This window comes from Sphingomonas sp. G5 (assembly GCF_052660795.1).
The window spans coordinates 1968376-1991176 of the sequence record NZ_CP109660.1 but is presented as its reverse complement, the minus strand read 5'-3'; the positions used below and the strand labels follow the sequence as shown (position 1 = coordinate 1991176).

Sequence of the window (22801 nt, the reverse complement as noted above, 5' to 3'; positions counted from 1 at the left end):
TCGCGCCGCCGGCCACCCTCGCGCCACCCCCGCGCCGCGTCGTGCGAAACTCCTGACTTTCCGACCGCGAGACGGCCAATCGGCAGCACATGGCGGCTCTTCGCCTCGTTCCTCAGGAGTCCGGTACCACGCGACGCCGCAGACCAGCCCATCCCACCCCCTCCCGGTAGGCTGGAGCCCTATGAACGACGCGCCGATCGGGATCTTCGACTCAGGGGTCGGCGGACTCACCGTCGCCCGGGCCGTCTCTCAGCAGCTGCCGCGCGAGTCCATCCTCTACATCGGCGACACCGCCCGCTCGCCCTACGGCCCCAAGCCCATCGCCGACGTCCGCAAATACGCGCTCGAGGTGCTCGACACCCTCGTCGAACAGGGCGTGAAGATGCTCGTGATCGCGTGCAACACCGCCTCGGCCGCGATGCTCCGCGACGCGCGCGAGCGCTACGACGTCCCGGTGGTCGAGGTCATCGGCCCCGCCGTCCGCACCGCCATGTCGACCACCCGCAACGGCCGCATCGGTGTGATCGGCACCGTCGGCACGATCGGTTCGCGCGCCTACCAGGACATGCTCGAAGTCAACGAGCGCCTGACGGTGTTCGCCGAGGCGTGCCCGCGCTTCGTCGAGTTCGTCGAGGCCGGCGTCACCGACTCACCCGACGTGCTCGCCACGGCCGAACGGTACCTCGCGCCGCTCCGTCACGCCGGCGTCGACACTCTCGTGCTCGGCTGCACGCACTACCCGTTCCTCGAGGGCGCCATCAGTTACGTGATGGGCTCCGAGGTGAGCCTGGTCTCGAGCGACAGCGAGACCGCGAAAGACGTGTACCGCCAGCTCGTGTCGCGTGACCTTCTCGCGACTCCGGATGCCGTGCCCACCGCCCGCTACGAGGCCACCGGCTCATCCGCCGACGATTTCCTGCGCCTGGCTCACCGTCTCATGGGCCGCGAGGTGCGCGAGGTGCAGCTCGTGCAGACCGGCGCCATCGACCTGCCGCGCTGAGTCGCGGCATCCATTCCCGTTCCTCTGGAGGACTCATGACCCGCAAAGACGGTCGCACCAACGATCAGCTCCGTCCCGTCACCATCGAGCGCGGCTGGTCGGCTCACGCCGAGGGCTCGGCCCTCGTCACGTTCGGCGGCACCAAGGTGCTGTGCACCGCGTCGTTCACGAACGGTGTTCCGCGCTGGCTGACCGGCAAGGGCAAGGGCTGGGTCACGGCGGAGTACGCGATGCTCCCGCGCGCCACGAACAGCCGCAACGACCGCGAGTCGATCAAGGGCAAGGTCGGCGGGCGCACCCACGAGATCTCGCGCCTGATCGGTCGTGCGCTTCGCGCCGTCGTCGACACCAAAGCGCTCGGCGAGAACACGATCGTGATCGACTGCGACGTGCTGCAGGCCGACGGGGGCACGCGCACCGCCGCGATCACGGGTGCGTACGTGGCCTTGGCGGATGCCATCGCCTGGGGGCGCGAGAAGAAGTTCATCGGTCAGCGGGCCGAGGTGCTGCGCGACTCGGTCGCCGCGGTCTCGGTGGGCATCATCGACGGTGAGCCCATGCTCGACCTCGCCTACGTCGAAGACGTGCGCGCCGAGACCGACATGAACGTCGTCGTCACCGGTCGGGGGCTCTTCGTCGAGGTGCAGGGCACGGCCGAGGGTGCGCCGTTCGACAAGCGCGAGCTCGATCAGCTGCTCGAGCTGGGCGTGAACGGCTGCGCCGAGCTGCGCGGCATCCAGCTCGCGACGCTCGAGGGCTGACGTGTCTCGCATCGTTCTGGCCACGCACAACGCGCACAAGGTCGAGGAGTTCCAGGCGATCGTCGCCGAGGTGCGTCCCGACCTCGAGGTGGTCGGCTACGACGGTCCGGAGCCGATCGAAGACGGCGTCACCTTCGCCGCGAACGCACTGATCAAGGCGCGAGCGGCGGCGGCGCACACGGGTCTGCCGTCTCTGGCCGACGACTCCGGTGTGGCCGTCGACGTACTGGGCGGTTCGCCGGGGGTGTTCTCGGCCTACTGGGCGGGGCACAAGAAAGACGCCACGGCGAACCTCGAGCTGCTGCTCGACCAGCTCTCGGATGTCGCCGACCCGCACCGCACCGCGCAGTTCGTCTCGGTCATCGCGCTCGTGCATCCCGATGGCACCGAGCAGACGGTCGAGGGCCGCTGGCCCGGCCGCCTCGCCACGGCCCCGGCCGGTCCCGGCGGTTTCGGCTACGACCCGGTCTTCATCCCCGACGGCCAGCCCGCGGGGCGGGAGCGCACGGTCGGTGAGTGGTCCGCGGCCGAGAAGAACGCCGAGTCGCACCGAGCCCGCGCGTTCCGGGAGTTGGCGCCGCTGTTGAAGACGCTCTGATCTCATCTGGATGGGCGAGGCGTCGGAGCGACCCTCGTGAGGGCCGGAGCGAAAGCCGATGTGCCGACTGGTCGGTTCCGCCGGTGTCGGACGTCCGCACTATCTTCCTCGCATGGACGTCCTGCTCTGGACCGGTTGGCTCTGCACGCTGATCGTTCTGTTCTTCATCGTCGCCATCGGCGTCTTCGGTTCCTTCGCGCTCAAGGCTCCTCACTGGGAACGCGAGTTTCAAGCTCTCGCGCGATACGACTGGATGCGACGTGGTCTGACGGACCGAGTGCAGTCGGAATCGGAGCAGTTGCAGATGCGGCGCTTCATCGGAGACGGGCAGGTGGCGGAAGCACCTGACCCTGCTGAGAGAACGCGGATTGTTCGCACCATCGGCGTCCTCGTGGGGGAGGACGACCACGAGACCCTGCAGGCTCAACTCGATGCGCGCAGCCAGGTGCTTCTTGAAGCGGCGTTGACAGGCGTGTTCGCATCGGTGGCGAACATTGCGAACCTCGATCTCGCGAGCAGGGTCTGGGCGTTTCGCCGGAAATTCGCCTTGGCCGTCGTTCTTTGGCGCGGCTTGGTGTGGTTCGCGCCTCGTTGTTTCAAGAGCGTTTCCCAGGTGGCCGAACGCTACCTGCTCGTCGCGACGATCCTGGGCATCACAGGCGGGCTGCTCGCCTGGGGGTTCACGCACAGATTGACCGACTCAGGCGAGGCAGGTGTCGCCTGGATGTCTTTCGTGGGTGTGGTGGTGACTGTCAGCACGGTTGTCGCACTCGTTCTCGCCCTCGGCCGACGGTTCTGGAAGGTCGCTGTGACCGTGATCGGTCCGACCAGCACATGGACGACGAGAGGGATTGTGACCGCAGGTCTTGCACTAACCCTCCCGTTTGCGCTGATCACGCTGAACCAGACGGGAGTGCTGCAGCAGTGGCAGCTCGACGCGAACAGCTTCGCCACGACGCATCTGACAGACACCGCCGCTGGTCGCTGGATCGGTGGGATGCTCTTCGTCGCGATCGTCGGATTCGTCGCGCTCAGGGCTCTCCGGCGCGCAGCCATCCGAAGGACGAAGACGATGGACCGCGTAGGGGCGCTGGGCGGGGCAGTCGTAATGATCCTCTTTTGTGTTCTCGTGTTCCTGTTCCTCTTCGGAGTGTCGAGCGAGGTCGCGCTTCCCGTGATCTACGTCATTGCTATTGCTCTCATCCTCTGCGGTGCCGGGCAGGCAGTTCTCGATGTGGTCGGCTGGGTCGTGAAGTACCGCGCGCTACGCGATGCGGGGGTCGACGTGCGGAGAGGATGGTTCCGGTGGTGGGTCTTGTGGACGTGGATGGGTTTGGCCGCGGCCGTGGTGGCGTCCACCTCCGTTCCGCCGGTCTTCTTGACAGCGTTGCAGGCCACGCCGTACGCGGTTCCGTGGGTCATCTCGTCGGTTCTGGTCACGTGCGCCCTCGCTCTGTCCTTCTGGCCCGGCGTCTTCACCGTTGCGCGCTTCGTGATGAGGGTGCATAACACCCACGCTCGATACGAGTTCGAGGTGAGCAAGGCGCGCTTCGAGGCCTCGTTGAGTACCTGGGCTGACGGGGCCAGAGATCCGTCCAGGCACTGTCGTTCGATGTGACGAGTCCGCTCGCAACGCTGCCGACGGCGGGACCAACCCCGTCCGCGTGCACCTTCTCGGCGAGACCGACACCGGTTCTCATTCCCGACTTGGCCGAACCACCGCGGCGGAGCCTGTGCCCGTTCTAGCCTGGAACTATGCACGATCACGCGCCCTCCGGCGGCATCCGAGATGCCAGCAATCGGCGCCTGCTCGCGACCGCCCTGGCCCTGACGGCCACGGTGATGCTCGTGCAGATCGTCGGGGCTGTCCTGACCGGCTCGCTCGCCCTGCTCGCCGACGCCGCGCACATGTTCACCGACGCGGCTGCTCTGGTGGTCGCGCTCATCGCCACCGCGATCGCCGCGCGCCCGGCCGATGATCGTCGCACCTTCGGTTACCAGCGTGCCGAGGTGCTGGGGGCCCTCGCCAACGGCGTGATCCTCATCGTGCTGTGCGCGTGGGTCGGCGTCGAGGCGGTGCAACGTCTGCTCGCCCCGGCCGAGACCGAGGTGCAGGGCGGACTGATGCTGGTGGTGGCCACCGTCGGCATGATCGCCAACGCCGTGTCGATGTTCCTGCTCTCTCGCGCGCAGAAGCGCAGCATCAACGTGCGCGGCGCCTATCTCGAGGTGCTGGGCGATCTCGTCGGATCGATCGCGGTGATCATCGCGGCCCTTGTCATCGTGACGACGGGATTCATGCAGGCGGATGCCGTCGCCTCGCTGCTGATCGCGGTGCTCATCGTCCCGCGGGCGATCGGTCTGCTGCGCGAGGTCGTCGTGGTCTTGACGGAGTCGGCGCCGGTGGGGGTGCACGTGGCCGAGATCCGCGAGCACCTGCGCGAGGCCGACGGGGTGGTCGACGTGCACGACGTGCACGTGTGGCAGCTCACCCGCGGAGCGCCGGTGTTCAGCGCTCACGTGATCGTGGAAGATGCCGCGCTCGCCGATGGGCGCGCCGCCGCGATCCTCGCTTCGCTCCAGACGTGTCTCGCCGACCATTTCGACGTCGAGCATTCCACTTTTCAGCTGGAGCCCGCGGGGCACGTGGAGCACGATTCGCGTCACGCGTGAATGTCGGTGCCGTCCGGTAGCCTTCGGACAGGCACCCGCACCCCCGGAAGGTTCCTCATGTTCTCGTCACTCGTCATCGACCATTGGCTGCCGTCTCCCGCGAGCGCGTTCTCTGATGACGACGCGGTCGTCGTCGTCGATCCGGAGGCGCCCGAGAACCGGTCCGTCTCGATCCTGCGCATCGGCGACGGGGCGACGGTCGTCTCGCTGAGCCCCGAGCGAGCGGATCAGCTCGGTGTGTCCGACGGAGAACGTCTCGCCGCCGATGAGGTTGTGGAGCGCATCGACGCGGCGGGCATCGCGCTGAACGACCCCGACCACCTCTTCTACCTTCCGGTCGAAGAGCATGCCAACGTCACCGCACCCGAGCCGCAGGCGAACACGCGCCGGCTGACCGCTGAAGACGCCGACGCCTTCGCCGCCCTCGTCGCGGCGGCGCCCGAAGACGAGCTCGACGAAGCGTTCGTCGAGCTCGATCACTGGCTCGTGTTCGGCACGTTCGTCGACGGCACGCTGGCTGCTGCGGCGAGCATGTATCCCTGGACGGGCACGCGACTCGCCGACCTCGGCGTCATCACGTTGCCGGAATTCCGTGGGCGCGGACTGGCGCGAGCGACGGTGCTGGCGATGGCTGCCGACGCGCTGGAGCGCGGGTACGAACCCCAGTACCGGTGCCAGCTCGACAACGCGCCGTCGGTGGCTCTCGCGCTGGCATCCGGATTCCGCCGTTTCGGCGAATGGATCGTCGTCGACGACTGAACGGTCCAGGTCTCACGAGGATCAGTTCTCGTGCACGACCTCGGCGGGCGACTTGTCCGGACGAAGTCCGCGCCACCGCGCCTGTCGGAGGATCCGGCCGGGGGTGAACTCCGCGAACTCGACCTCCGCCACGAGGGTGGGCTGCACCCACAGGGCGTCGCGCGCATCGGCGGCCGGCACACCGATGAACGGGTTCGTGTCGGCGTGCAGCGGCTCGAGCACCTCGGTCAGCCGGGCCAGGGTCCGCCCGCCGAATCCCGAGCCCACCCGGCCTGCGTACTGCAGCCCGCGCTCCGTGGGTATCCCCACCAGCAGGGAGCCGATCGAGCCCTCACGGTTGCCCTTGCCCGGTCGGATCCCGCCGATCACGACCTCCTGCGTCCGCGAATGCTTCACCTTGAGCCATTGCTCCGATCGCACGCCACGACGATAGATCGAGCCCGGGTCTTTCACCACGACCCCTTCGAGGCCGAAACGACCGCTCGTCGAGACCGCGGCATCCACGTCGTCGAACACGGGAGGAACGACGACCGGGCCGCTGGCTTCCTCGGCCAGCGTCTCGAGCATCTCGCGCCGTTCGAACAGGGGAAGCGATGCCACATCGCGCCCTCCCACGGACAGCACATCGAACAGGTACAGGTGAACGGGGGTGCGCTCGGCCTCGTGAGCGATCTCGCGCGGCTTCGCGAGGTTCATCCGCTTCTGCAGGAGAGGGAAGCTCGGTCGACCCTGCTCGTCGAGGGCGACGATCTCGCCGTCGAACACCGCGGGGGTGCACCCGAGCCCCAGGTGGACGCTCGTGAGCTCGGGGTAGGCCGCGGTCAGATCGACGCCGTTGCGGGAGCGCAACTGCAATCGTTCTCCATCCCAGATCCCCATACCCCGGATGCCATCCCACTTCATCTCCACCCAGGGTGTGCCGCCCCAGCGTTCGGCGGCGGCGCGGGCCATACCGGCGGTCGCGGTACGGGCGAGCATCGGCGTGAGCTCGGCGGCGGTCGGCGGGGCAGCGGGGGCCGAGGAGATCGCGACCCCGGGGCTGGTGGAACGGTGATCCCGGGGCACGACGGGCGCTCCGTCGCTCTGCGGGCGGCCATCGGCATCCGTCTTCATCCGGTGCAGCAACCACTGCGACTTCTCGCCCCGCCCCTCGGTGCGGATGAGCGCGAGCCGCACGCGACCGAGGGGGCCGTCGCCGCGGCCCTCGAGGGTCGCGATCACCTCGTCGTCGCGCCACTTCTCGAGTTCGTAGGTGCCGGTGTCCCAGACGGTCATGGTGCCCGCGCCGTACTCTCCGCGGGGGATCTCTCCGGCGAAATCGAGGTACGGCAGGGGGTGATCCTCGGTCATGACGGCGAGACTGTTCTTCGCGGTGGTCGAGGGCACGCCCTTCGGCACGGCCCAGCTGACGAGCACGCCGTCGCGTTCGAGCCGGAGGTCCCAGTGCAGACGTGAGGCGTGGTGCTCTTGGATGACGAAGCGGGCAAGTCCCTCGCGAGCGGGAGTGCCATGCGGATTCTCGGGCACGGGCTCGGGAGTCTTCCCGGCGGTGCGCTTGGCGAGGTACGCGCGCAGCGGTCCGTGCGTCGCGTCGACGGGAGCCAGCGGGTCGTCGGGACGCTCGAGAACCTCGGTGAACAACAGGTGGCGGAGGTGCGGGTCGTCGAGTTCTGCCCAGGTGCGCGGGGCGGCGACGTAGGGGTGAGGGCGGCCGCGGAGCGAGTAGGGCGCGATCGTCGTCTTCGCGCCGTTGTTCTGACTCCAGTCGATGAACACTTTCCCCGGGCGCGCAGCTCTCGACATCTGACTGACGACGAGGTCGGGATGGTCGGCCTCGATCGCGCGCGCGAGCTCCCTCGCGACGGCGCTGGCCGCGTCGCTGGACTGTCGTCCGTCGAGGCGCGCGTAGAGGTGGATCCCTTTGCTTCCGCTGGTGACCGGGAGGGGGTCGAGGCCGATGTCCTGCAGGATCGCTCGGGCCCACCGCGCCACCTCGGCGCACTCGACGAGACCGACCCCGGGCCCCGGATCGAGGTCGAGCACGAGACGGTCGGGGTTCTGCCGTTCGCCGTCGCCCGAGAAGCGCCACTGCGGCACGTGCAGCTCCAGACTCGCGACCTGTGCGAGGTAGACGAGGGTCGGCAGGTCGTCGACGAGGGGGTAGTCCTTCGCGCCCGAGGAATGATTGATCGAGAGGCGGCGCACCCAGGCCGGAGCGCCCGGCTCGAGAGCCTTGGCGAAGAACGGTTCGCCCGGGCTGGCATCCGTTCCCACTCCGTCGGGCCAGCGTTTGCGGGTCACCGGGCGGTCGGCGACGTGAGGGAGCAGCAGGGGAGCGACCCGCGAGTAGTAGTCGATCACCTCGCCCTTGGTGGTGCCGGTCTCGGGGTAGAGCACCTTGTCGAGGTTCGACAGGCGCAGGCGGCGACCGCCGATGCGCACCGTCTGCTCCGTCATCGCCCCAGCGTAGGGCGAGGACGGTGACGCGTGCCCAGGGGGTTGCGAGCACGCGGTGCGGGGCTCCGGTGGACAGGGGCGAGTCCGGGGTAGAGCGGTGGGGGCCTGCCGCATGGGTGTGGCCGGCGTGGGACGGGCGCGCACCCGGTCCGCAAGGGTCTCGGCATTCGCGCCCCATCCGGTGTTCACTGGTCGCATGCGATCGATCTGGAAGGGCGCCCTGACCTTCGGCCTCGTCAACGTGCCCGTGAAGGTGTACTCCGCCACCGAGGACCACGACGTCTCTCTTCACCAGGTGCATAACGCGGACGGCGGGCGGATCCGCTACCAGCGGATCTGCGAGATCGACGGCGAGGTCGTGCCGTACCAGGACATCGACAAGGCCTACGACGACGGCGAGCAGACGGTCGTGCTGACCAAGGACGACCTGGCGTCGCTGCCCAGCGAGCGCAGTCGCGAGATCGAGGTCGTCGAGTTCGTGCCGAGCGACCAGGTCGACCTGCTGACCCTCGACAAGGCGTACTACCTCGAGCCGGATTCCTCCTCGCCCAAGGCGTACGTCCTGCTGCGCAAGACGCTGGAGCAGACCGAACGGACGGCGATCGTGCGCTTCTCGCTGCGGCAGAAGACGCGGCTGGCGGCCCTCCGGGTGCGCGGCGAGGTGCTCGTGCTGCAGACGCTGCTGTGGGCTGACGAGGTGCGCGAGGCGGCGTTCCCGTCGCTGGACGAGAGCGTGCGCATCTCGGCGAAGGAGCTCGAGATGTCGGCATCGCTCGTCGACAGCTTCTCGAAGGACTTCGACCCCGAGGAGTTCACCGACGAGTACCAGTCGGAGTTGCGCACCCTCATCGACGCGAAGCTCGAGCAGGGCGACGCGATCGACACCGACGCGACCTTCGGCAAGAAGGAAGAAGAAGACGGCGGCGAGGTCATCGATCTGATGGAGGCCCTTCGCGCGAGCGTCGAGCGCAGTCGCGCGGCCCGATCGGGCGGCACGGACACCGGCAAGGCCGACGAGAAAGGCAAGGCCGCCGACACGAAGCCGGCGGCCAAGAAGAAGAGCGCGAAGGCGTCTTAGCGCGTCGGCTGGTCGCCGTCTTCGAGGGTCTTCGCGTCGAGGGTGAGCGATTCGGCCTCGGCGGGGGTGACGGCACCCTCGCGCTTGGCGGCGGCGCGCTCGCGGAAGTAGTGGATCGCGATGAAGATCGCCGTGCCGGCGACGGCGGCGAGCAGGATCACGTCGATGTACTCGGTGACAATGTCGCGGATGAAGGGGATGTAGCCGACCAGGTAGCCGATCATCGTGAGGCCGATGCCCCAGATAACCGCGCCGATGAAGTTGTACAGCGAGTACTTCTTCCACGGCATGTGTCCGACACCCGCGGCGATCGGCGCGAAGGTGCGCACGACCGGAACGAAGCGGGCGAGGATGACGGTCAGGCCACCGAAGCGCTCGAAGAAAGCGTTCGTGCGCTCGACGTTCTTCTTGCTGAACAGTCCAGACTCTTTGCGTTCGAAGATCGACGGACCGGCCTTGTGGCCGATGAAGTACCCGACCTCGCCGCCGACGAACGCCGCGAAACCGATCGCGAGGGCGACCCACCAGGCGTTGAGCCCGAACACGCCGTTCGGGGCGGCGTCGGTCGAGTGCGACAGCAGGCCCGCCATGATCAGCAGGGTGTCGCCCGGCAGCAGGAAGCCGATGAGCAGACCGGTCTCGGCGAAGATGATGAAGCAGACGACGAGCAGCGCCCACGGCTGCGAGTTGGTGATGATCGTCGCGGGGTCGAGCCACGGGAGCAACGAGCTGGTGGTGTGGATCACATCGGTCCCGTCGGGTCGGAAGGGTGCAGAGAGCGGTTACCGTGCGGAAGGGGGGACTCGAACCCCCACGCCCGAAGGCACAGGAACCTAAATCCTGCGTGTCTACCGATTTCACCACTCCCGCGAGTGTGCTCATTCTAAGCGGGCGCAGCGCTCCGACGTTGTGAAGCCGCCGTCAAACGCCGCGCTCGTCCCGCGCGCCGCGACACGCCCAAGGAATGTTTCGGGCCGTTTCGACGCTGGATCCTCGCATGAAGGCGATCACGTACTCCCAGCCCGGTGACTCCTCCGTCCTCTCGCTCGAGGACAGACCGCTGCCCGAGCCCGCCGCGGGCGAGGTGCGCGTGCGCCTCACCGTGTCGGGCGTGAATCCCACCGACTGGAAGGCCCGCGCGACGACCGGGCGCCCGCTGCCCTTCGACGAGGTCACCCCGAACCAGGACGGGGCGGGAGTGGTGGATGCCATCGGCGCCGACGTGGACACGCTGTCGGTCGGTCAGCGGGTGTGGGTGTACCTCGCCGCCCACCAGCGTCCGTTCGGCACGGCGGCGCAGTACACCGTCCTTCCCGCTTCGCGCGCGGTACCCCTGCCCGACAGCGCGTCGTTCGAGCTCGGCGCCAGCCTCGGAGTCCCCGCGATGACCGCGCATCGCGCCCTGACCGTGCACGAGGACGGACCCTCGCGTCTGGCCCCCGGTGCGCTCGCCGGTCGCACCGTGCTCGTGCAGGGCGGTGCCGGGGCGGTCGGTCACGCCGCGATCCAGCTCGCCGCGTGGGCCGGAGCCACGGTCATCGCCACCGTGAGCAGTGATGAGAAGGAGGCCCTGGCTCGCGCGGCCGGCGCCCACCACGTGCTGCAGTACCCGAGCGAGACGCTGGCCGACGGCATCCGGGAGCTCGCCCCGAACGGCGTCGAGCACGTCGTCGAGGTCGCCATCGCCGACAACGCCGGCCTCGACGTCGAGGTGGTCGCCAACCACGGAACGATCGGCTACTACGCCGACAACGGCGGGGCCGACTTCACGGCCCGCGTGCGCGAGAGCTTCGCGAAGAACGTGCGCTGGCAGGGGCTGCTGCTGTACACGGTGGGGGAGCGGGCGCTGCTCGCCGCCGCCGAAGACGTCGCCGCCGCCGTCGCCGACGGAGCGCTCCCGGTCGGGGAGGACGCCGGGCTCCCGCTCACGTGGTTCGTGCTGGACGACACCGCCGCGGCGCACGACGCCGTCGAGCAGGGTGCGCTGGGCAAGGTGCTGATCCGCGTCGCGGAGTGAGTGCGCCCTCCCGCGCGAGGGGTCGGAACCTGTCGCCGAGGGGTGCCCGAAGCGACAGGAAGTGGCCCCTCACGCGGGTGTGGTGCGGTCAGCGGGAGCGCGGCACGTATCGGGGCACCCACCGGATGAAGCCCGCGGCGCCGAGCACCGCGATCAGACCCATCGCGCCGACACCGACCGACAGGGACGCCACGGCCGTCAAGGCCGAGACGATCAACGGGGCCACCGCACCACCGGCATCCGTCAGGGTCCGCCAAGATCCGAGGAACGCCGCGGGGTCGGTCGGAGGCGCCACATCGGCGCCGAGGGTGAGCAGGATGCCGCTGGACAGGCCGTTGCCGACGCCCAGAACCGCCGCAAACATCGCGTACCACATGGCCGCCGAAGACAGCTCGTGCGTGAACGACAGGGCGAAGAAGCCCGCGCCCATGAGGACCATGGCGGGAAGGGCCGCCCACAGGCGACCGAAGCGGTCCATGACCTGGCCGCTCGCGTAGAAGAGGGCGAAGTCGATCGCCCCCGAGACGCCCACGACCACGGCGATCGTGCCGGCATCCAGTCCGAGGGAGACACCCCACAGGGGCAGGACCACCTGGCGTGCCGAGCGAACGGCCGACAGCGACGAGGCGGCGAGGCCCAGGCGCGCGAGCACGCCGCGGTACCGCCACATCGTGCGGAACACCCCGACCCGCTCAACGGTGGGGATCGCTCCGGTGACGGGTTCGCCCGTGTCTTCCGCGTCGCGCGAGTCGCCCGCTCCGCGGCGGGTGGGCGAGCCCGCGCCCACGGGGACGGCCTTCTCGGGATCCGGGCCGAAGAACACGAGCAGGATCGTCGCGACCTGGCAGACGGCGAAGAAGACGATGGACGCCGTCTCGGAGCCGAAGATCGCCAAGAGGGCTGCCGAGATGAAAGGGCCGACGAACATGCCCAGGCGGAACGTGCCGCCCAGGAGCGACAGAGCGCGAGCGCGGAAGGTCAGGGGGACGCGCGTGGTCATGAACGAGTGACGCGCGAGGGCGAACGAGGCCGCGCAGAAGCCGATGAGGAACACCGCGGCGGTGAAGAACGCCAGCGACTGCGCGAAGACGATGCCGAGGAGTCCGGCGAGCACGATGATGCCGGCGACCCCCATCGTCAGGCGCTCGCCGAAGCGGGCGACGGCCCATCCGGCGGGGATGTTCCCGCACAGCTGACCGACCACGAGAGCGGCCGCCACGAGCGCGGCCAGGGCGACATCGGCGCCGAGGCGGTTCGCGATCACGGGGATGAGGGGGATCACGGCGCCCTCGCCCAGGGCGAAGAGCAGGGTGGGGCCGTAGATCATCGGTGCGAAGCGCACCAGCACGTTCCGGGGAGAGTCGGCTGTCACTGTCTCCACGATAGGCTTGATCTCAAATGCTCGAACTCGATTTGACCGCCGACATCCAGGCGCTGCGCTCGACCTTCGCCGATATCCAGGCCGTGGTCGACGTCGACGCACTCAAAGCCGACATCGAACGCCTCAGCGACGAGGCCGGTGCCCCCGACCTCTGGGACGACGTCGAGAACGCTCAGAAGGTCACCAGCCGTCTCAGCCACCGCCAAGCGGAGCTCAAGCGCGTCTCCGAGATCGAGCAGCGTCTCGACGACCTCGAGGTGCTGGTCGGGCTCGCGATCGAGATGGAGGACGAGGAGTCGGCCGACGAGGCTCGTCGCGAACTCGCCTCCCTGAAAGATGTGATCGGCCAGCTCGAGGTGCAGACGCTCCTCGACGGCGAATACGACCCGCGTTCCGCGGTCGTCACGATCCGCTCCGGCGCCGGCGGCGACGACGCCACCGACTTCGCCGAGATGCTGTTGCGCATGTACCTGCGCTGGGCCGAGCGTCACAAGTACCCCGTTAAGGTCATGGATACGTCCTACGCCGAAGGCGCCGGCATCAAGTCGGCCACCTTCGAGGTCGACGTTCCCTACGCCTACGGCACGCTGTCGGTCGAAGCAGGGACGCACCGTCTCGCGCGCATCAGCCCCTTCGGCGGCGCCGACAAGCGTCAGACGAGCTTCGCCGCGGTCGAGGTCATCCCCGTGATGGAAGAGGCCGTCGAGGTCGAGGTCCCCGAGGGCGACATCCGTGTCGACGTGTTCCGCTCGTCCGGTCCCGGCGGCCAGTCGGTCAACACGACCGACTCCGCCGTGCGCATCACGCACCTGCCCACGGGCCTCGTCGTCTCGATGCAGAACGAGAAATCGCAGATCCAGAACCGCGCGGCCGCCATGCGCGTGCTCCAGACGCGACTGCTCCTGCTCAAGCGCGAAGAAGAGGCCGCGAAGAAGAAAGAACTCGCCGGCACGATCACGGCGAGCTGGGGCGACCAGATGCGCTCGTACTTCCTCTACGGTCAGCAGCTCGTGAAAGACCTGCGCACCGGTTACGAGGTCGGAAACCCCGCGGTGGTCTTCGACGGCGACCTCGACGGATTGATCGCGGCCGGCATCCGCTGGCGCAAGCGCAAGGACGACGACTGAGCGCTCTCCACGAGTGACAAGAGCCCTGTGGATGCCGCTGAACCGGCATCCATAGGGCTCTCTCGGTTTCGCGACACGGCGCGTCCTCTCCGCGTGCTCGGTGCCCGCGCTTAGGCTCATCGAGCCATGATCCGGTTCGAGAACGTCACCAAGCGGTATCGCGGCACCGCGAAGCCCGCCCTGAACGCCGTCGACTTCGAAGTGCAGCGCGGGGAGTTCGTCTTCCTCGTCGGCGCGTCGGGCTCCGGCAAGTCGTCGTGCCTGCAGCTCATCCTGCGCGCCGAGACTCCCAGCGACGGCCGCGTCGTCGTGCTCGGTCGCGACCTGCGCACGCTGTCGAACCGCAAGGTTCCCTACTTCCGCCGTCACATCGGTTCGGTGTTCCAGGATTTCCGCCTGCTGCCGAACAAGACGGTGCATCAGAACGTCGCCTTCACCCTGCAGGTGACCGGCGCCTCGCGCGGGTTCATCCAGCAGGCCGTGCCCGAGGTGCTGGCGCTCGTCGGCCTCGACGGCAAAGAGAAGCGGCTGCCGCACGAGCTGTCGGGTGGGGAGCAGCAGCGCGTGGCGATCGCCCGCGCGCTCGTCAACCGTCCGCAGGTGCTGCTCGCCGATGAGCCGACCGGAAACCTCGACCCCGGTACGTCGATCGACATCATGCGCCTTCTCGCGCGCATCAACGCCGGTGGGACGACCGTCGTCATGGCGACCCACGAGGCCGGGTTCGTCGACCAGATGCAGCGTCGCGTGATCGAGCTGCGTGGCGGCGAGATGGTCCGTGACGAGCGTCACGGTGGGTACGGCGACACGTCGAGCCTCCCGCGGCTGGCTCCCGAGGTCGAGCGTGGTGCTGCCGCGGTCGCGGCCCTCACGGCCGTCCTCGAGGTGCAGCGCGAGGTCACCGGGCTCACGGGCCCGGTCGAACCGTTGACGAGGCCGGGTGTCGACGCTCCGCCCGCCGCGCCACGGTCGGACGCGCCGGTTGCTTCCGCTGCTCCCGTGGCATCCGAGGTTCCCACCGAAGACTCCGAGCCCGAGGCGTCTGCAGCCGAGCCGCGCGAGCCCGGCACGAACACACGCTCCATCCCGGTCACCCGCCCCGACGTCGATGCTCTCGGTCTCGCCGACCGGCTCGGCCTGGGCGAGAAGAAAGACCGCAACGACGAAGTGGGACCCACGTCATGAGATTCGGGCTCATCCTGTCGGAGGCGTTCACCGGTCTCCGCCGCAACGCGTCGATGGTGATCTCGGTCATCCTCGTCACCTTCGTGTCGCTGACCTTCGTCGGCGCCGCGATGCTCATGCAGATGCAGATCGGCAAGATGCAGTCGTACTGGGCCGACCGCGCCCAGGTGGCGGTGTTCATGTGCGCGGCTTCATCGAACGCTCCGACCTGCGTGGCCGGGGAGCCAGCGACCCAGGACCAGATCGACGCCGTCAAGGCGACGCTCGATGGTCAGGCGCTCGCACCGCTGATCCGCGACTACACGTTCCAGACCAGCGACCAGGTCTTCGAGAACGCGAAGCAGCAGCTTCCCGACGACATCGCCGGCGTCGTGACCGCGGACCAGTTCAACGCGACCTTCAGCATCAACCTCGTGGATCAGAGCCAGTCCGACGTGATCGCCGAGGCCTTCAGCGGGCAGAACGGGGTCGAGGCGGTCACCGATCAGCTGCAATACCTCGAACCCCTGTTCCAGGCGCTGACCGTCGCCACCTACGTCGCGGTCGGAATCGCCGGGCTCATGCTGATCGCCGCCGTGCTGCTGATCGCCACGACAATCCGTCTGTCGGCGTTCGCGAGACGCAAGGAGCTCGGGATCATGCGCCTGGTGGGCGCGTCCAACCGGTTCATCCAGACGCCGTTCATCGTCGAGGGCGTGCTGGCGGCCCTCATCGGGTCGGCACTCGCGAGCGTGGCGGTATGGGCGATCGTCGGCGTCGGCGTGAACCAGTACCTGAGAGACCGGATCGCCTTCATCACCTCGTGGGTGGATTTCGCGGATGTCGCGATCGTGATCCCGCTTCTCATCGTCATCGGCATCGTGCTCGCGGCGCTGAGTGCCAGCTTCGCCATCCGGCGCTGGCTGCGGGCCTGACATCTCGCGGTGTCGCGCTCGGCTGGCATCCGGTGTGGGTAGACTGTAAGGCTCTGTGTGCCCATGATCATGAGGAGGTGGCACCATGCCTCGTGAGCAGGGTGAGAAGCTCATCGCGTCGAACAAGAAGGCGCGCCACGACTACGCCATTGAAAAGACGTACGAAGCCGGATTGGTGCTCACGGGCACCGAGGTGAAGTCGCTGCGTCAGGGGCGCGCGAACCTCACCGACGGCTACGCTTACATCGACGGCGGTCAGGCCTTCCTCGATGCCGTGCACATTCCGGAGTACTCGCAGGGGCACTGGACGAACCACTCGGCCAAGCGCACGCGCAAGCTGCTGCTGCACAAAGAAGAGATCATCAAGCTCTCCCACGCCGTATCGGCGGGCGGTTACACCCTCGTTCCGCTGCGGCTGTACTTCCTCGATGGGCGCGCCAAGGTCGAGATCGCGGTCGCCAAGGGCAAGCGCGAGTTCGAGAAGCGTCAGACGATCCGCGAGCGCGAAGACAAGCGCGAAGCCGAACGTGCGATGCGGACGAAGAACCGGCTGGGCGACTAGCCCGCTTCGACGCCCCGGCGTCACTCCGCTCGGAAACGCCCCTCCACGACCGAGGTGACCACGATCTCGGGAGGCTGCAGGCTGAACGACGGTCCGCCGGCGGACGCGGCCATCATGCGTGCGCCCAGCGGTGCCGGAGTCTCGGGGTGGGCGGCGAGCAAGCCGGCATCCGCGATCTCGACGGCGGAGACGGATGCCAGCCCGAGAGCGTCCGCATACGCGGTCGCGCGTTCCACGGCCACGTGGACGGCGTCGGCGGCCACCTCGCGCTCGACACGGGCGCGGGTGGTGGGGGACAGGCGCCACTCCACCGCGGTGACCTGAACGTCATCGGACTCCGCGACGTCGCCGAGCCACCACGACAGGGCTCCGGCATCGGTGAAGGTGGCGGACAGTTCCACGGCCGCATGGTGGACGAGGGGGAGTTGCGCGCCCTCGTTGTTCCAGGGGCGATCGGACCAGACCGACACGCGGGCGCTCGACCACTCGGACACCTCACCGGAGCGGAGATGGGCGACCAAGCCGTCCTGAACGCTCGCCGCGCGCTCCTGCGCCCGTTCGACGACCGGACCGCGAGCCGGTCCGTCGGTCGAGACCGTGACCCGGACGGCGGCCTCTTCAGCGCGGACGCGGGCGTTGCTCTCGCCCCGGACGGTGATGACGACGTCGCTCATGCGGTGAGCCTACGGGACGCGGGCGGGACGGCGGAGGACGACCGCCCGTGCCGAAAGGTGCTCGTCAGGCCGCAGGAGCGATGTAGGCGAGATCCTCGCGGGTCACCGCCCAGCGGACGTCGGTTCCGGTGAATGAATACGTCTCGCCCCAGCCGTCATCGTCCGCCCAGCCGCCGTCGCCGGGGCGGGTGGCCCACTGCGTTGCGCCCGTGCCCTCGATGCGCTGGAACCCCGCCTCGGCGAGATACTTCTGCGCGGACTGCGCGGCAGCCTCGTCGATCGGCGCCCACGCGAGGTCGAGCACGTTGTCGGTCGCGACCTCGGGCCCCGCACCGAAGCGGCAGCTCAGCTGGCCCGTGGGAGCTCCGCCGGGGAAGACGTCGAAGGGGCTGTGCCCGATCTGCTGGCCGACCATGTTCCACCCCACCCACCCGTTATCGGCGACCATCTGCCGGAACTCCGGCGTGATCGCCTCGTCGCATGACGTGAAGACAGGGGGCGCGGCGTCGGGGGTGCTGCGGGGTTCGGCAGCCGGGCTCGCAGACGGAGCACTCGAAACGGGGGATGCCGCGGGCGCCGACGTCTCTGCGGCAGGCGTGTTCGCCGCCGAGCATGCCGAGAGGCTGAGGACACCCGTCACGATGAGGACGACGGGGAGGAGAGGGCGGTTGGCCATGACGCTCACGCTAGCGAGAGCGAACAGCGCGGAATGGCGGTTTCCGCCGTCGTCATTGAATCGTTGTGCACGGGGCAGGAATCATCGTGCGCTGTGAAGCGTTGTAGACTGTGACGCTCGGGTGCTTACGGCTCCCGAGGTGGTAACTCAACAGCGTGACGATGGTCGCTCCTTCACGGAGTTCCCGGGGCTGATCGGTTTCGACAGCGCCTGCGAACCCGCGAGAAGCGGGCCGAGGATGTGGGGTTATCTCGTAAACGCTCCCTGCAAAACAATAAGTGCCAATGCTAAGCGCACTGACTTCGCCCTCGCTGCGTAAGCGAGCCCGATAGTCCGTCAGACCGTGTGTGACCCCGCCACGGAATCTGGCGTCATTTAGGGGTCTTGCTGTGTGACGGCGTCTGGACGTCACGCGGGACTTTTCCCAGGCTGGGCTTGTCGACTTAGGTGTCTGTGACAAAGGTCGGAGCCGAGCAGAACGTCTGCACAGACTGCGCCCGGAGAAAACGCGGAGACCCAGCGTTGGACGGGGGTTCGATTCCCCCCAGCTCCACGAACCATCGTCACGTGAGAAAGCCCCCATCTTCGCCCGTTTCGGCGGGGGTGGGGGCTTTCTTGGTTCCGGGATCAGCCCGCGGAGCGCGTGTGGATGTCGCTCTCGCCGGCAACGCCGTTCAGCTCCAGGTAGATGCGCCCCTCGGTGCGCGTCAGAGTCGCGGTGTTGCGTCGCTCGATGGCATCCGCGAGCTTCTCGACGAAGCCGGGTTCGAAGCTGTGCAAGAGCACCTCCTCGGCGCGGTGGATGCGCTTTCCCGCCCACGGGGCGGCGACCTTGTCGGGATCGCGGTGCGTGTAGATCGCGACGCGCTCGGCCTTCATGCTGCCGGTGTGCAGGCGCGCGGCATCCGGAGCCCCGACCTCGACCCACGCCACCAGGGCGCCCGTGAGGTCGCGGATCATCACGGCCGGCTCGTCGGTCGCGGCGACGCCCTCGCTGAAGCCGATGCCCTCCTCGTACTCGAGGCAGTAGGCGAGCACGCGCGTCAGCATGAACGGAGCGGTCTCCGACGGGTGCCGAGCGACGCGTAACGCCAGCTCGTCGTAGACGCCGCGATCGACGTCGGAGAGCTGCACGGTGAACTGGTGAATGGTCGAGCCGATAGCCACGAGGGTCGAGCCTACGTTGTCGTGCGGGCTGAGCCGTGCCCGCTGTGCCGTGCCCGCTGTGCCGTGCCCGCCGCGCCGTGCCTACGCGGTCGCGGGGGCGGTGCCGGGAAGGCGGTTGCGCCACTGGGGGAGGGGGATCACGATGCGGTGGGCGGGATCGCCGTCCCACTCGACCGGCAGGCCGGCCTCGGCGAGAGCGTCGGCGACGATCCGCCCGACGCGGGCATCGGTCTGTCGCCAGACCTCGCTGCGCGCGGCCTCGTCACCGACGTCGGCCGCCGCGAGAAGCCCGGGGTCGAGATCGCGCAGGGGCGCGAAGGCGCTGAAAGTGAGGAACAGGTGCGCGGGCTCCTCGGCGAGTCGCTCGGCGTCTTGCTGGTGGAAGAAGGTGTAGGCCCACTCGCGGAACTGCGGTGCACCCGTCTCGTCGTTCGGCGCGGGCGTGCGCTCGTCGTCGATCTCAGCGGTTCCGCATGTATTGCAGCAGGTGAAGTCGGCGCGGGCGACGAAACCACGCGCCTCGAGGATCGCGAACGCCGTGCGCAGGCGGTCGCCCTCCGTGACGGACGGCCACCCCTCCTCCACGCGGCGGCGCTCGGCCCAGACCTCGCGCACCACGGCCTCGGCCGTTGCGGCATCGTCGAGCTCGTGGACGTCCTGCACCTGCTGCACGACCTCATCGAAGTCGCGGAAGCCGGGGATGATGGCATCCTGAGCTGTCCGTCTGAGCTCCGCGAGGGCAGCGTCGGTCGCGGGGGGAGCGGCCTGCGGGGCGGGGACGTTCTTGCCGAACAGGCGATCCAGGAATCCCATGCGTCCCAGTGAACCAGCTAGCGTCGGGGAATGCCCGATCCGCGTCACACCCGCATCGATGTCGGTCCCTTCCACCTCGACGCCGTTCACGAGTCGGCGCGGTGGCGGGCCGAAGGGCGAGGCGGCGACGCCCCGGTCGAGGGCGGGTGGAGCGACTGGGTCGCGTTCGCACAACGCATCCTGCAGGCCGACGAACTCTGGCGAGGCCTCGAGGCGCGCGGAGACGCGTGGGACGAGGGATTCGCAGCGGCTCAGGACGTGGCAGCGGCGAACCCGTACCGGTGAGCCGGCGGGACGCGCGTGCTACTGAGGCGTCTCGACGAGGAGGAGACTCTGGCGGGTGTCGGCGAACTTCACCCAGCCGTCACCGAAGAGATAGGTCAGGCCGTAGCCGTCGGCACCGCGACCGCCGAGCCAGTCGGGGTTCTCGGTGACGTAATCGCCGGTGGCGTCGCGCTCCAGCTTCCAGCCGGAGGCGACGAGGTCTTTCTCCGCCTGCTGCGCGGTCGCGTCGTCGATGGGGGCCCAACCGAAGATCTGCACGCGGTCGGAGGCGACCTTCGCGTCGCCCCACTTGCACTGGATGCCGTCGTCGAGGGCGGTCGCGCCGATGCGGAACGGCTCTTCCTGCGAGGTCCACCCGAGGCTCTTGAAGTCGTCGACGGTGGACTTCGGGATGATGTTCTCGCAGGTCGGATCGATCGGAGCCGTCGTCGGCGACGCGCTGGTGTCGGCGTCAGGTGCGGGAAGGTCGGTCGCGGTTGCGCTGGCTGCGACGCTCGGAGCGGCGTCGGGCGTCGAGGTGCAGCCCGCGAGCACGAGCGCCGCGAGCAGACCGGTGGTGATCAGCAGGGGTGTGCGTGCGCGCATCATCGGGGGCCCTCCTCGTGCAGCAGGGCGAAGAAGTCGTCGTGCAGAATGCCGTTCGTCGCGAGAGATGACCCGGCGTCGAGACGGTCGGTTCCGTCGAACGCCGTGAAGCGTCCGCCGGCCTCACGGACGATCGGGGCGATCGCCGCGATGTCGTACTCCTTCACACCGAACTCGGCGACGAGCTCGAGGCGGCCCTCGGCGAGCCACATGTACGGGAGAGCGTCGCCGTACGCGCGGTCGCGCCACACGGCCCGTGCGAGCTTCTCGAGGGTGGGGACGAGGTCGACGTCGTCCCACTGCTCGATGCTCTGGAAGCTGATGCTGGATGCCGAGACCTCATCGATCGCGGAGACGGAGATGCGTCGGGTGTCGCCGGCGGTTGTGGTGGTCCACGCGCCGTGGCCGTCAGCGGCCCACCAGCGTCGGCCGATCGCGGGCTGACTGACGACACCGACCCGGGGGACGCCGTCGACGGTCAGGGCGATGAGCGTCGCCCAGACGGGAATTCCCCGCATGTAGTTGTGGGTGCCGTCGATGGGGTCGATGACCCAGCGGCGGGATGTGTCGCCCGAGGTGCCGTATTCCTCACCGAGGACGGAGTCGCCGGGGCGCTCGGCATCCAGGATCTGACGGATCGCGCGCTCGGTGGCGAGGTCGGCCTCGGTGACGTGCGTGCGGTCGGGCTTCGTGTCGATCCGGAGGTCTGCGGAATCGAAGCGCTCCATGGCGACCGCGTCGGCGGCATCGGCCAGACGAAGGGCGAGCGCGAGATCGTCGGTCAGGTCCGCGAGGGGCGCGGCGGGCTCTTCGAAGGAGGACACGGCTCAAGGATAACCGGCACTCCTGGCTCGATTTGGTGTGCTCGAGTCACGACTGGTAGTGTCATTCCTCGGCGCGGAGAGCGAAACTTCGGCCGAACGGAACGCACCTCTAGCTCAATCGGCAGAGCAACTGACTCTTAATCAGTGGGTTCTGGGTTCAAGTCCCAGGGGGTGCACCACCTGAAGAAGCCTCGTAATCAGTTCGATTACGGGGCTTCTTCGCGTTCACACGGAGCCGGGTCCCTGTCATATCCCGATCTCTCCCGAGGCGTTGACGCATTGTCATGTGTCCGATGTCTCAGGCGGCGCGTTGCTCCGTCCGTTCATCGATGAGCGCGACTTCGTGCGGCTGCCATCCGTACTCGTAGGGCAGGTACGTCGTGAGGATCTGCATCGGTGACAGGAGGGTCGTGGAGATTCCATGGCGCACTGTCACCGCGTCGGGGTCTCGATCGCGTACGGCGATCTGAAGCTCGGAGACGAGTTCTCGAGCGCGCAGGATTCCGTAGGCGTCGACCACGAGACGCCAGTCCGCGATGGTCAAGGTCGTCCACGCTCGTGAGACGGCTGTGGTCTCTCGGGCGACGGGCAGGAAAAGCATGACGATCGCGGCGGCGACGAGTGCGTTGGCGAGGAGCGCCGCAGCCAAGGAGCTCACGCCGAATGGCGCGGCGCCGAAGACGGCGTCCGACCCGTTCGTCAGAAAAGCCAGCGCGCGCGTGGCGCAGTGGAGGGCGTAGAAGGCCGTTGCGACGGCGATGACGATGCGGGGTGGCCGGGGTAAGACCGTGTTGTGCAGTGCCAGTGTCGCGCAGGCGCCGCAGGCGAGGGCCAGCGTGCAGAGGAGCACGATGCGCGCTGCGTCAGGTGGAAGCAACACCGAACTCGTGGCGACCGTCAGCCCCGCGAGGAGTGTCGCGCCCGCTGCGAAGCGTGCGAGAGGCTGCCGCACCATGGTCATCGCGACGCACATGAGGCCAATGGACACAACGAACGTGGTGTCGGCGGGGAAGGCGACGGAGACGACGTTCACATCGCGGTCTCCGATGAGACGCATGACGGCCGACCCGACGGAGAGCGCCGCGGCCGCGGCGGCGATTCTCAACGCGGCGGCGCGGGGATCCAGGGGGAGGGGTCGGGCGAAGGAGTACGCAGCGACGACGATGGCGACAGCGACAGAGACGATGACGATCCCCACCGACAACAGCAGCATGATTCCCCGTGACCCCCGGCTCGGAACGCTACTGGGGGATCCCGCGCCTTTC

The 22801-nt window shown here is 68.5% G+C and carries 23 protein-coding genes, 2 tRNA genes and 1 other RNA gene; 15 read left to right on the top strand and 11 right to left on the bottom strand.

All coding sequences use genetic code 11. The features are described 5' to 3' along the window. Positions 1 to 181 precede the first annotated feature (181 nt). The 6 genes from murI to NE358_RS09700 all read left to right on the top strand — a co-directional run bounded on the left by murI (position 182) and on the right by NE358_RS09700 (position 5791). Complete coding sequence (murI, locus tag NE358_RS09725; protein ID WP_103208730.1) at positions 182 to 1000, top strand: glutamate racemase; 819 nt, start codon at positions 182 to 184, stop codon at positions 998 to 1000. A gap of 35 nt (positions 1001 to 1035) precedes the next feature. Then, the gene (gene rph / locus NE358_RS09720) at positions 1036 to 1761 is read left to right on the top strand and encodes a ribonuclease PH (RefSeq protein ID WP_103208731.1); all 726 of its coding nucleotides are present in this window, start codon (positions 1036 to 1038) and stop codon (positions 1759 to 1761) included. A 1-nt stretch (position 1762) separates the two neighbouring features. After that, a complete protein-coding gene (gene rdgB / locus NE358_RS09715) occupies positions 1763 to 2359 on the top strand; it encodes an RdgB/HAM1 family non-canonical purine NTP pyrophosphatase (protein WP_289938018.1) in 597 nt (198 codons plus the stop codon). 112 nt (positions 2360 to 2471) lie between these two features. Next, positions 2472 to 3977, top strand: a complete 1506-nt coding sequence (locus NE358_RS09710; RefSeq protein WP_289938017.1) for a hypothetical protein — start codon at positions 2472 to 2474, stop codon at positions 3975 to 3977. A 137-nt stretch (positions 3978 to 4114) separates the two neighbouring features. Continuing rightward, a complete protein-coding gene (locus tag NE358_RS09705) occupies positions 4115 to 5032 on the top strand; it encodes a cation diffusion facilitator family transporter (RefSeq protein ID WP_289938014.1) in 918 nt (305 codons plus the stop codon). A gap of 57 nt (positions 5033 to 5089) precedes the next feature. Further along, positions 5090 to 5791 carry a GNAT family N-acetyltransferase gene (locus NE358_RS09700; RefSeq protein ID WP_289938013.1) on the top strand — a complete coding sequence of 234 codons (702 nt, stop codon included), beginning with the start codon at positions 5090 to 5092 and terminating at the stop codon, positions 5789 to 5791. Between the two features lie 21 nt (positions 5792 to 5812). Here the strand turns inward: NE358_RS09700 and NE358_RS09695 are convergent, their stop codons facing one another. Next, entirely contained in the window at positions 5813 to 8248 is a 2436-nt protein-coding gene (locus tag NE358_RS09695) for an ATP-dependent DNA ligase (protein WP_289938010.1), read from the bottom strand. 196 nt (positions 8249 to 8444) lie between these two features. Here NE358_RS09695 and ku point away from each other — a divergent pair, with 196 nt between their 5' ends. Further along, positions 8445 to 9326 carry a non-homologous end joining protein Ku gene (gene ku, locus NE358_RS09690; RefSeq protein ID WP_289938008.1) on the top strand — a complete coding sequence of 294 codons (882 nt, stop codon included), beginning with the start codon at positions 8445 to 8447 and terminating at the stop codon, positions 9324 to 9326. On the opposite strand, the gene NE358_RS09685 is transcribed toward ku, so the two are convergent. Further along, entirely contained in the window at positions 9323 to 10072 is a 750-nt protein-coding gene (locus tag NE358_RS09685) for a DedA family protein (RefSeq protein ID WP_103208746.1), read from the bottom strand. The two genes, ku and NE358_RS09685, sit on opposite strands and share 4 nt — an antisense overlap. 42 nt (positions 10073 to 10114) lie before the next feature. Then, positions 10115 to 10196, bottom strand: a tRNA-Leu gene (locus NE358_RS09680). Positions 10197 to 10323: 127 nt separating this feature from the next. Between NE358_RS09680 and NE358_RS09675 the strand changes: the two genes are divergently transcribed. Then, positions 10324 to 11343, top strand: coding sequence for an NADPH:quinone reductase (locus tag NE358_RS09675; RefSeq protein ID WP_289938005.1), 1020 nt, complete (start codon positions 10324 to 10326; stop codon positions 11341 to 11343). Between the two features lie 88 nt (positions 11344 to 11431). Here NE358_RS09675 and NE358_RS09670 read toward each other — a convergent pair whose 3' ends face one another. After that, positions 11432 to 12715 (bottom strand): MFS transporter, encoded by a 1284-nt coding sequence (locus NE358_RS09670; protein WP_499317718.1) that lies wholly within the window; start codon positions 12713 to 12715, stop codon positions 11432 to 11434. A gap of 26 nt (positions 12716 to 12741) precedes the next feature. Here NE358_RS09670 and prfB point away from each other — a divergent pair, with 26 nt between their 5' ends. From prfB to smpB, 4 genes are all read left to right on the top strand, one after another. Beyond that, a complete protein-coding gene (prfB, locus tag NE358_RS09665; RefSeq protein ID WP_103208752.1) occupies positions 12742 to 13851 on the top strand; it encodes a peptide chain release factor 2 in 1110 nt (369 codons plus the stop codon). Between the two features lie 126 nt (positions 13852 to 13977). Then, on the top strand, positions 13978 to 15036 hold the full coding sequence (ftsE, locus tag NE358_RS09660; protein ID WP_116239970.1) for a cell division ATP-binding protein FtsE: 1059 nt from the start codon (positions 13978 to 13980) through the stop codon (positions 15034 to 15036). After that, complete coding sequence (gene ftsX, locus NE358_RS09655; RefSeq protein WP_103208757.1) at positions 15033 to 15950, top strand: permease-like cell division protein FtsX; 918 nt, start codon at positions 15033 to 15035, stop codon at positions 15948 to 15950. The genes ftsE and ftsX overlap by 4 nt, the downstream gene beginning before the upstream one ends. A gap of 85 nt (positions 15951 to 16035) precedes the next feature. Continuing rightward, the gene (smpB, locus tag NE358_RS09650) at positions 16036 to 16512 is read left to right on the top strand and encodes an SsrA-binding protein SmpB (protein ID WP_094734236.1); all 477 of its coding nucleotides are present in this window, start codon (positions 16036 to 16038) and stop codon (positions 16510 to 16512) included. 20 nt (positions 16513 to 16532) lie between these two features. Here the strand turns inward: smpB and NE358_RS09645 are convergent, their stop codons facing one another. Both NE358_RS09645 and NE358_RS09640 read right to left on the bottom strand, forming a co-directional pair. Continuing rightward, entirely contained in the window at positions 16533 to 17186 is a 654-nt protein-coding gene (locus tag NE358_RS09645; RefSeq protein ID WP_141377257.1) for an SIMPL domain-containing protein, read from the bottom strand. A gap of 64 nt (positions 17187 to 17250) precedes the next feature. Continuing rightward, positions 17251 to 17862 carry a hypothetical protein gene (locus tag NE358_RS09640; protein WP_289937997.1) on the bottom strand — a complete coding sequence of 204 codons (612 nt, stop codon included), beginning with the start codon at positions 17860 to 17862 and terminating at the stop codon, positions 17251 to 17253. 186 nt (positions 17863 to 18048) lie between these two features. Here NE358_RS09640 and ssrA point away from each other — a divergent pair. After that, positions 18049 to 18418, top strand: a transfer-messenger RNA (tmRNA) gene (gene ssrA, locus NE358_RS09635). A 71-nt stretch (positions 18419 to 18489) separates the two neighbouring features. Here the strand turns inward: ssrA and NE358_RS09630 are convergent. After that, positions 18490 to 19029, bottom strand: a complete 540-nt coding sequence (locus tag NE358_RS09630) for a YaeQ family protein (RefSeq protein ID WP_289937996.1) — start codon at positions 19027 to 19029, stop codon at positions 18490 to 18492. Between the two features lie 81 nt (positions 19030 to 19110). Continuing rightward, complete coding sequence (locus tag NE358_RS09625; protein ID WP_289937995.1) at positions 19111 to 19842, bottom strand: DUF6891 domain-containing protein; 732 nt, start codon at positions 19840 to 19842, stop codon at positions 19111 to 19113. Between the two features lie 30 nt (positions 19843 to 19872). Here NE358_RS09625 and NE358_RS09620 point away from each other — a divergent pair, with 30 nt between their 5' ends. After that, positions 19873 to 20127, top strand: coding sequence for a hypothetical protein (locus tag NE358_RS09620; protein WP_289937994.1), 255 nt, complete (start codon positions 19873 to 19875; stop codon positions 20125 to 20127). An 18-nt stretch (positions 20128 to 20145) separates the two neighbouring features. Here NE358_RS09620 and NE358_RS09615 read toward each other — a convergent pair whose 3' ends face one another. Further along, positions 20146 to 20715: a hypothetical protein gene (locus NE358_RS09615; RefSeq protein WP_289937993.1), complete on the bottom strand. Its 570-nt coding sequence runs from the start codon at positions 20713 to 20715 to the stop codon at positions 20146 to 20148. Next, a complete protein-coding gene (locus tag NE358_RS09610) occupies positions 20712 to 21536 on the bottom strand; it encodes an inositol monophosphatase family protein (RefSeq protein ID WP_289937992.1) in 825 nt (274 codons plus the stop codon). The genes NE358_RS09615 and NE358_RS09610 overlap by 4 nt, the downstream gene beginning before the upstream one ends. A gap of 103 nt (positions 21537 to 21639) precedes the next feature. Between NE358_RS09610 and NE358_RS09605 the strand changes: the two genes are divergently transcribed. Next, a tRNA-Lys gene (locus tag NE358_RS09605) sits at positions 21640 to 21715 on the top strand. A 119-nt stretch (positions 21716 to 21834) separates the two neighbouring features. Here the strand turns inward: NE358_RS09605 and NE358_RS09600 are convergent. After that, positions 21835 to 22749: a hypothetical protein gene (locus tag NE358_RS09600; protein WP_289937991.1), complete on the bottom strand. Its 915-nt coding sequence runs from the start codon at positions 22747 to 22749 to the stop codon at positions 21835 to 21837. Between the last annotated feature and the right edge of the window lie 52 nt (positions 22750 to 22801).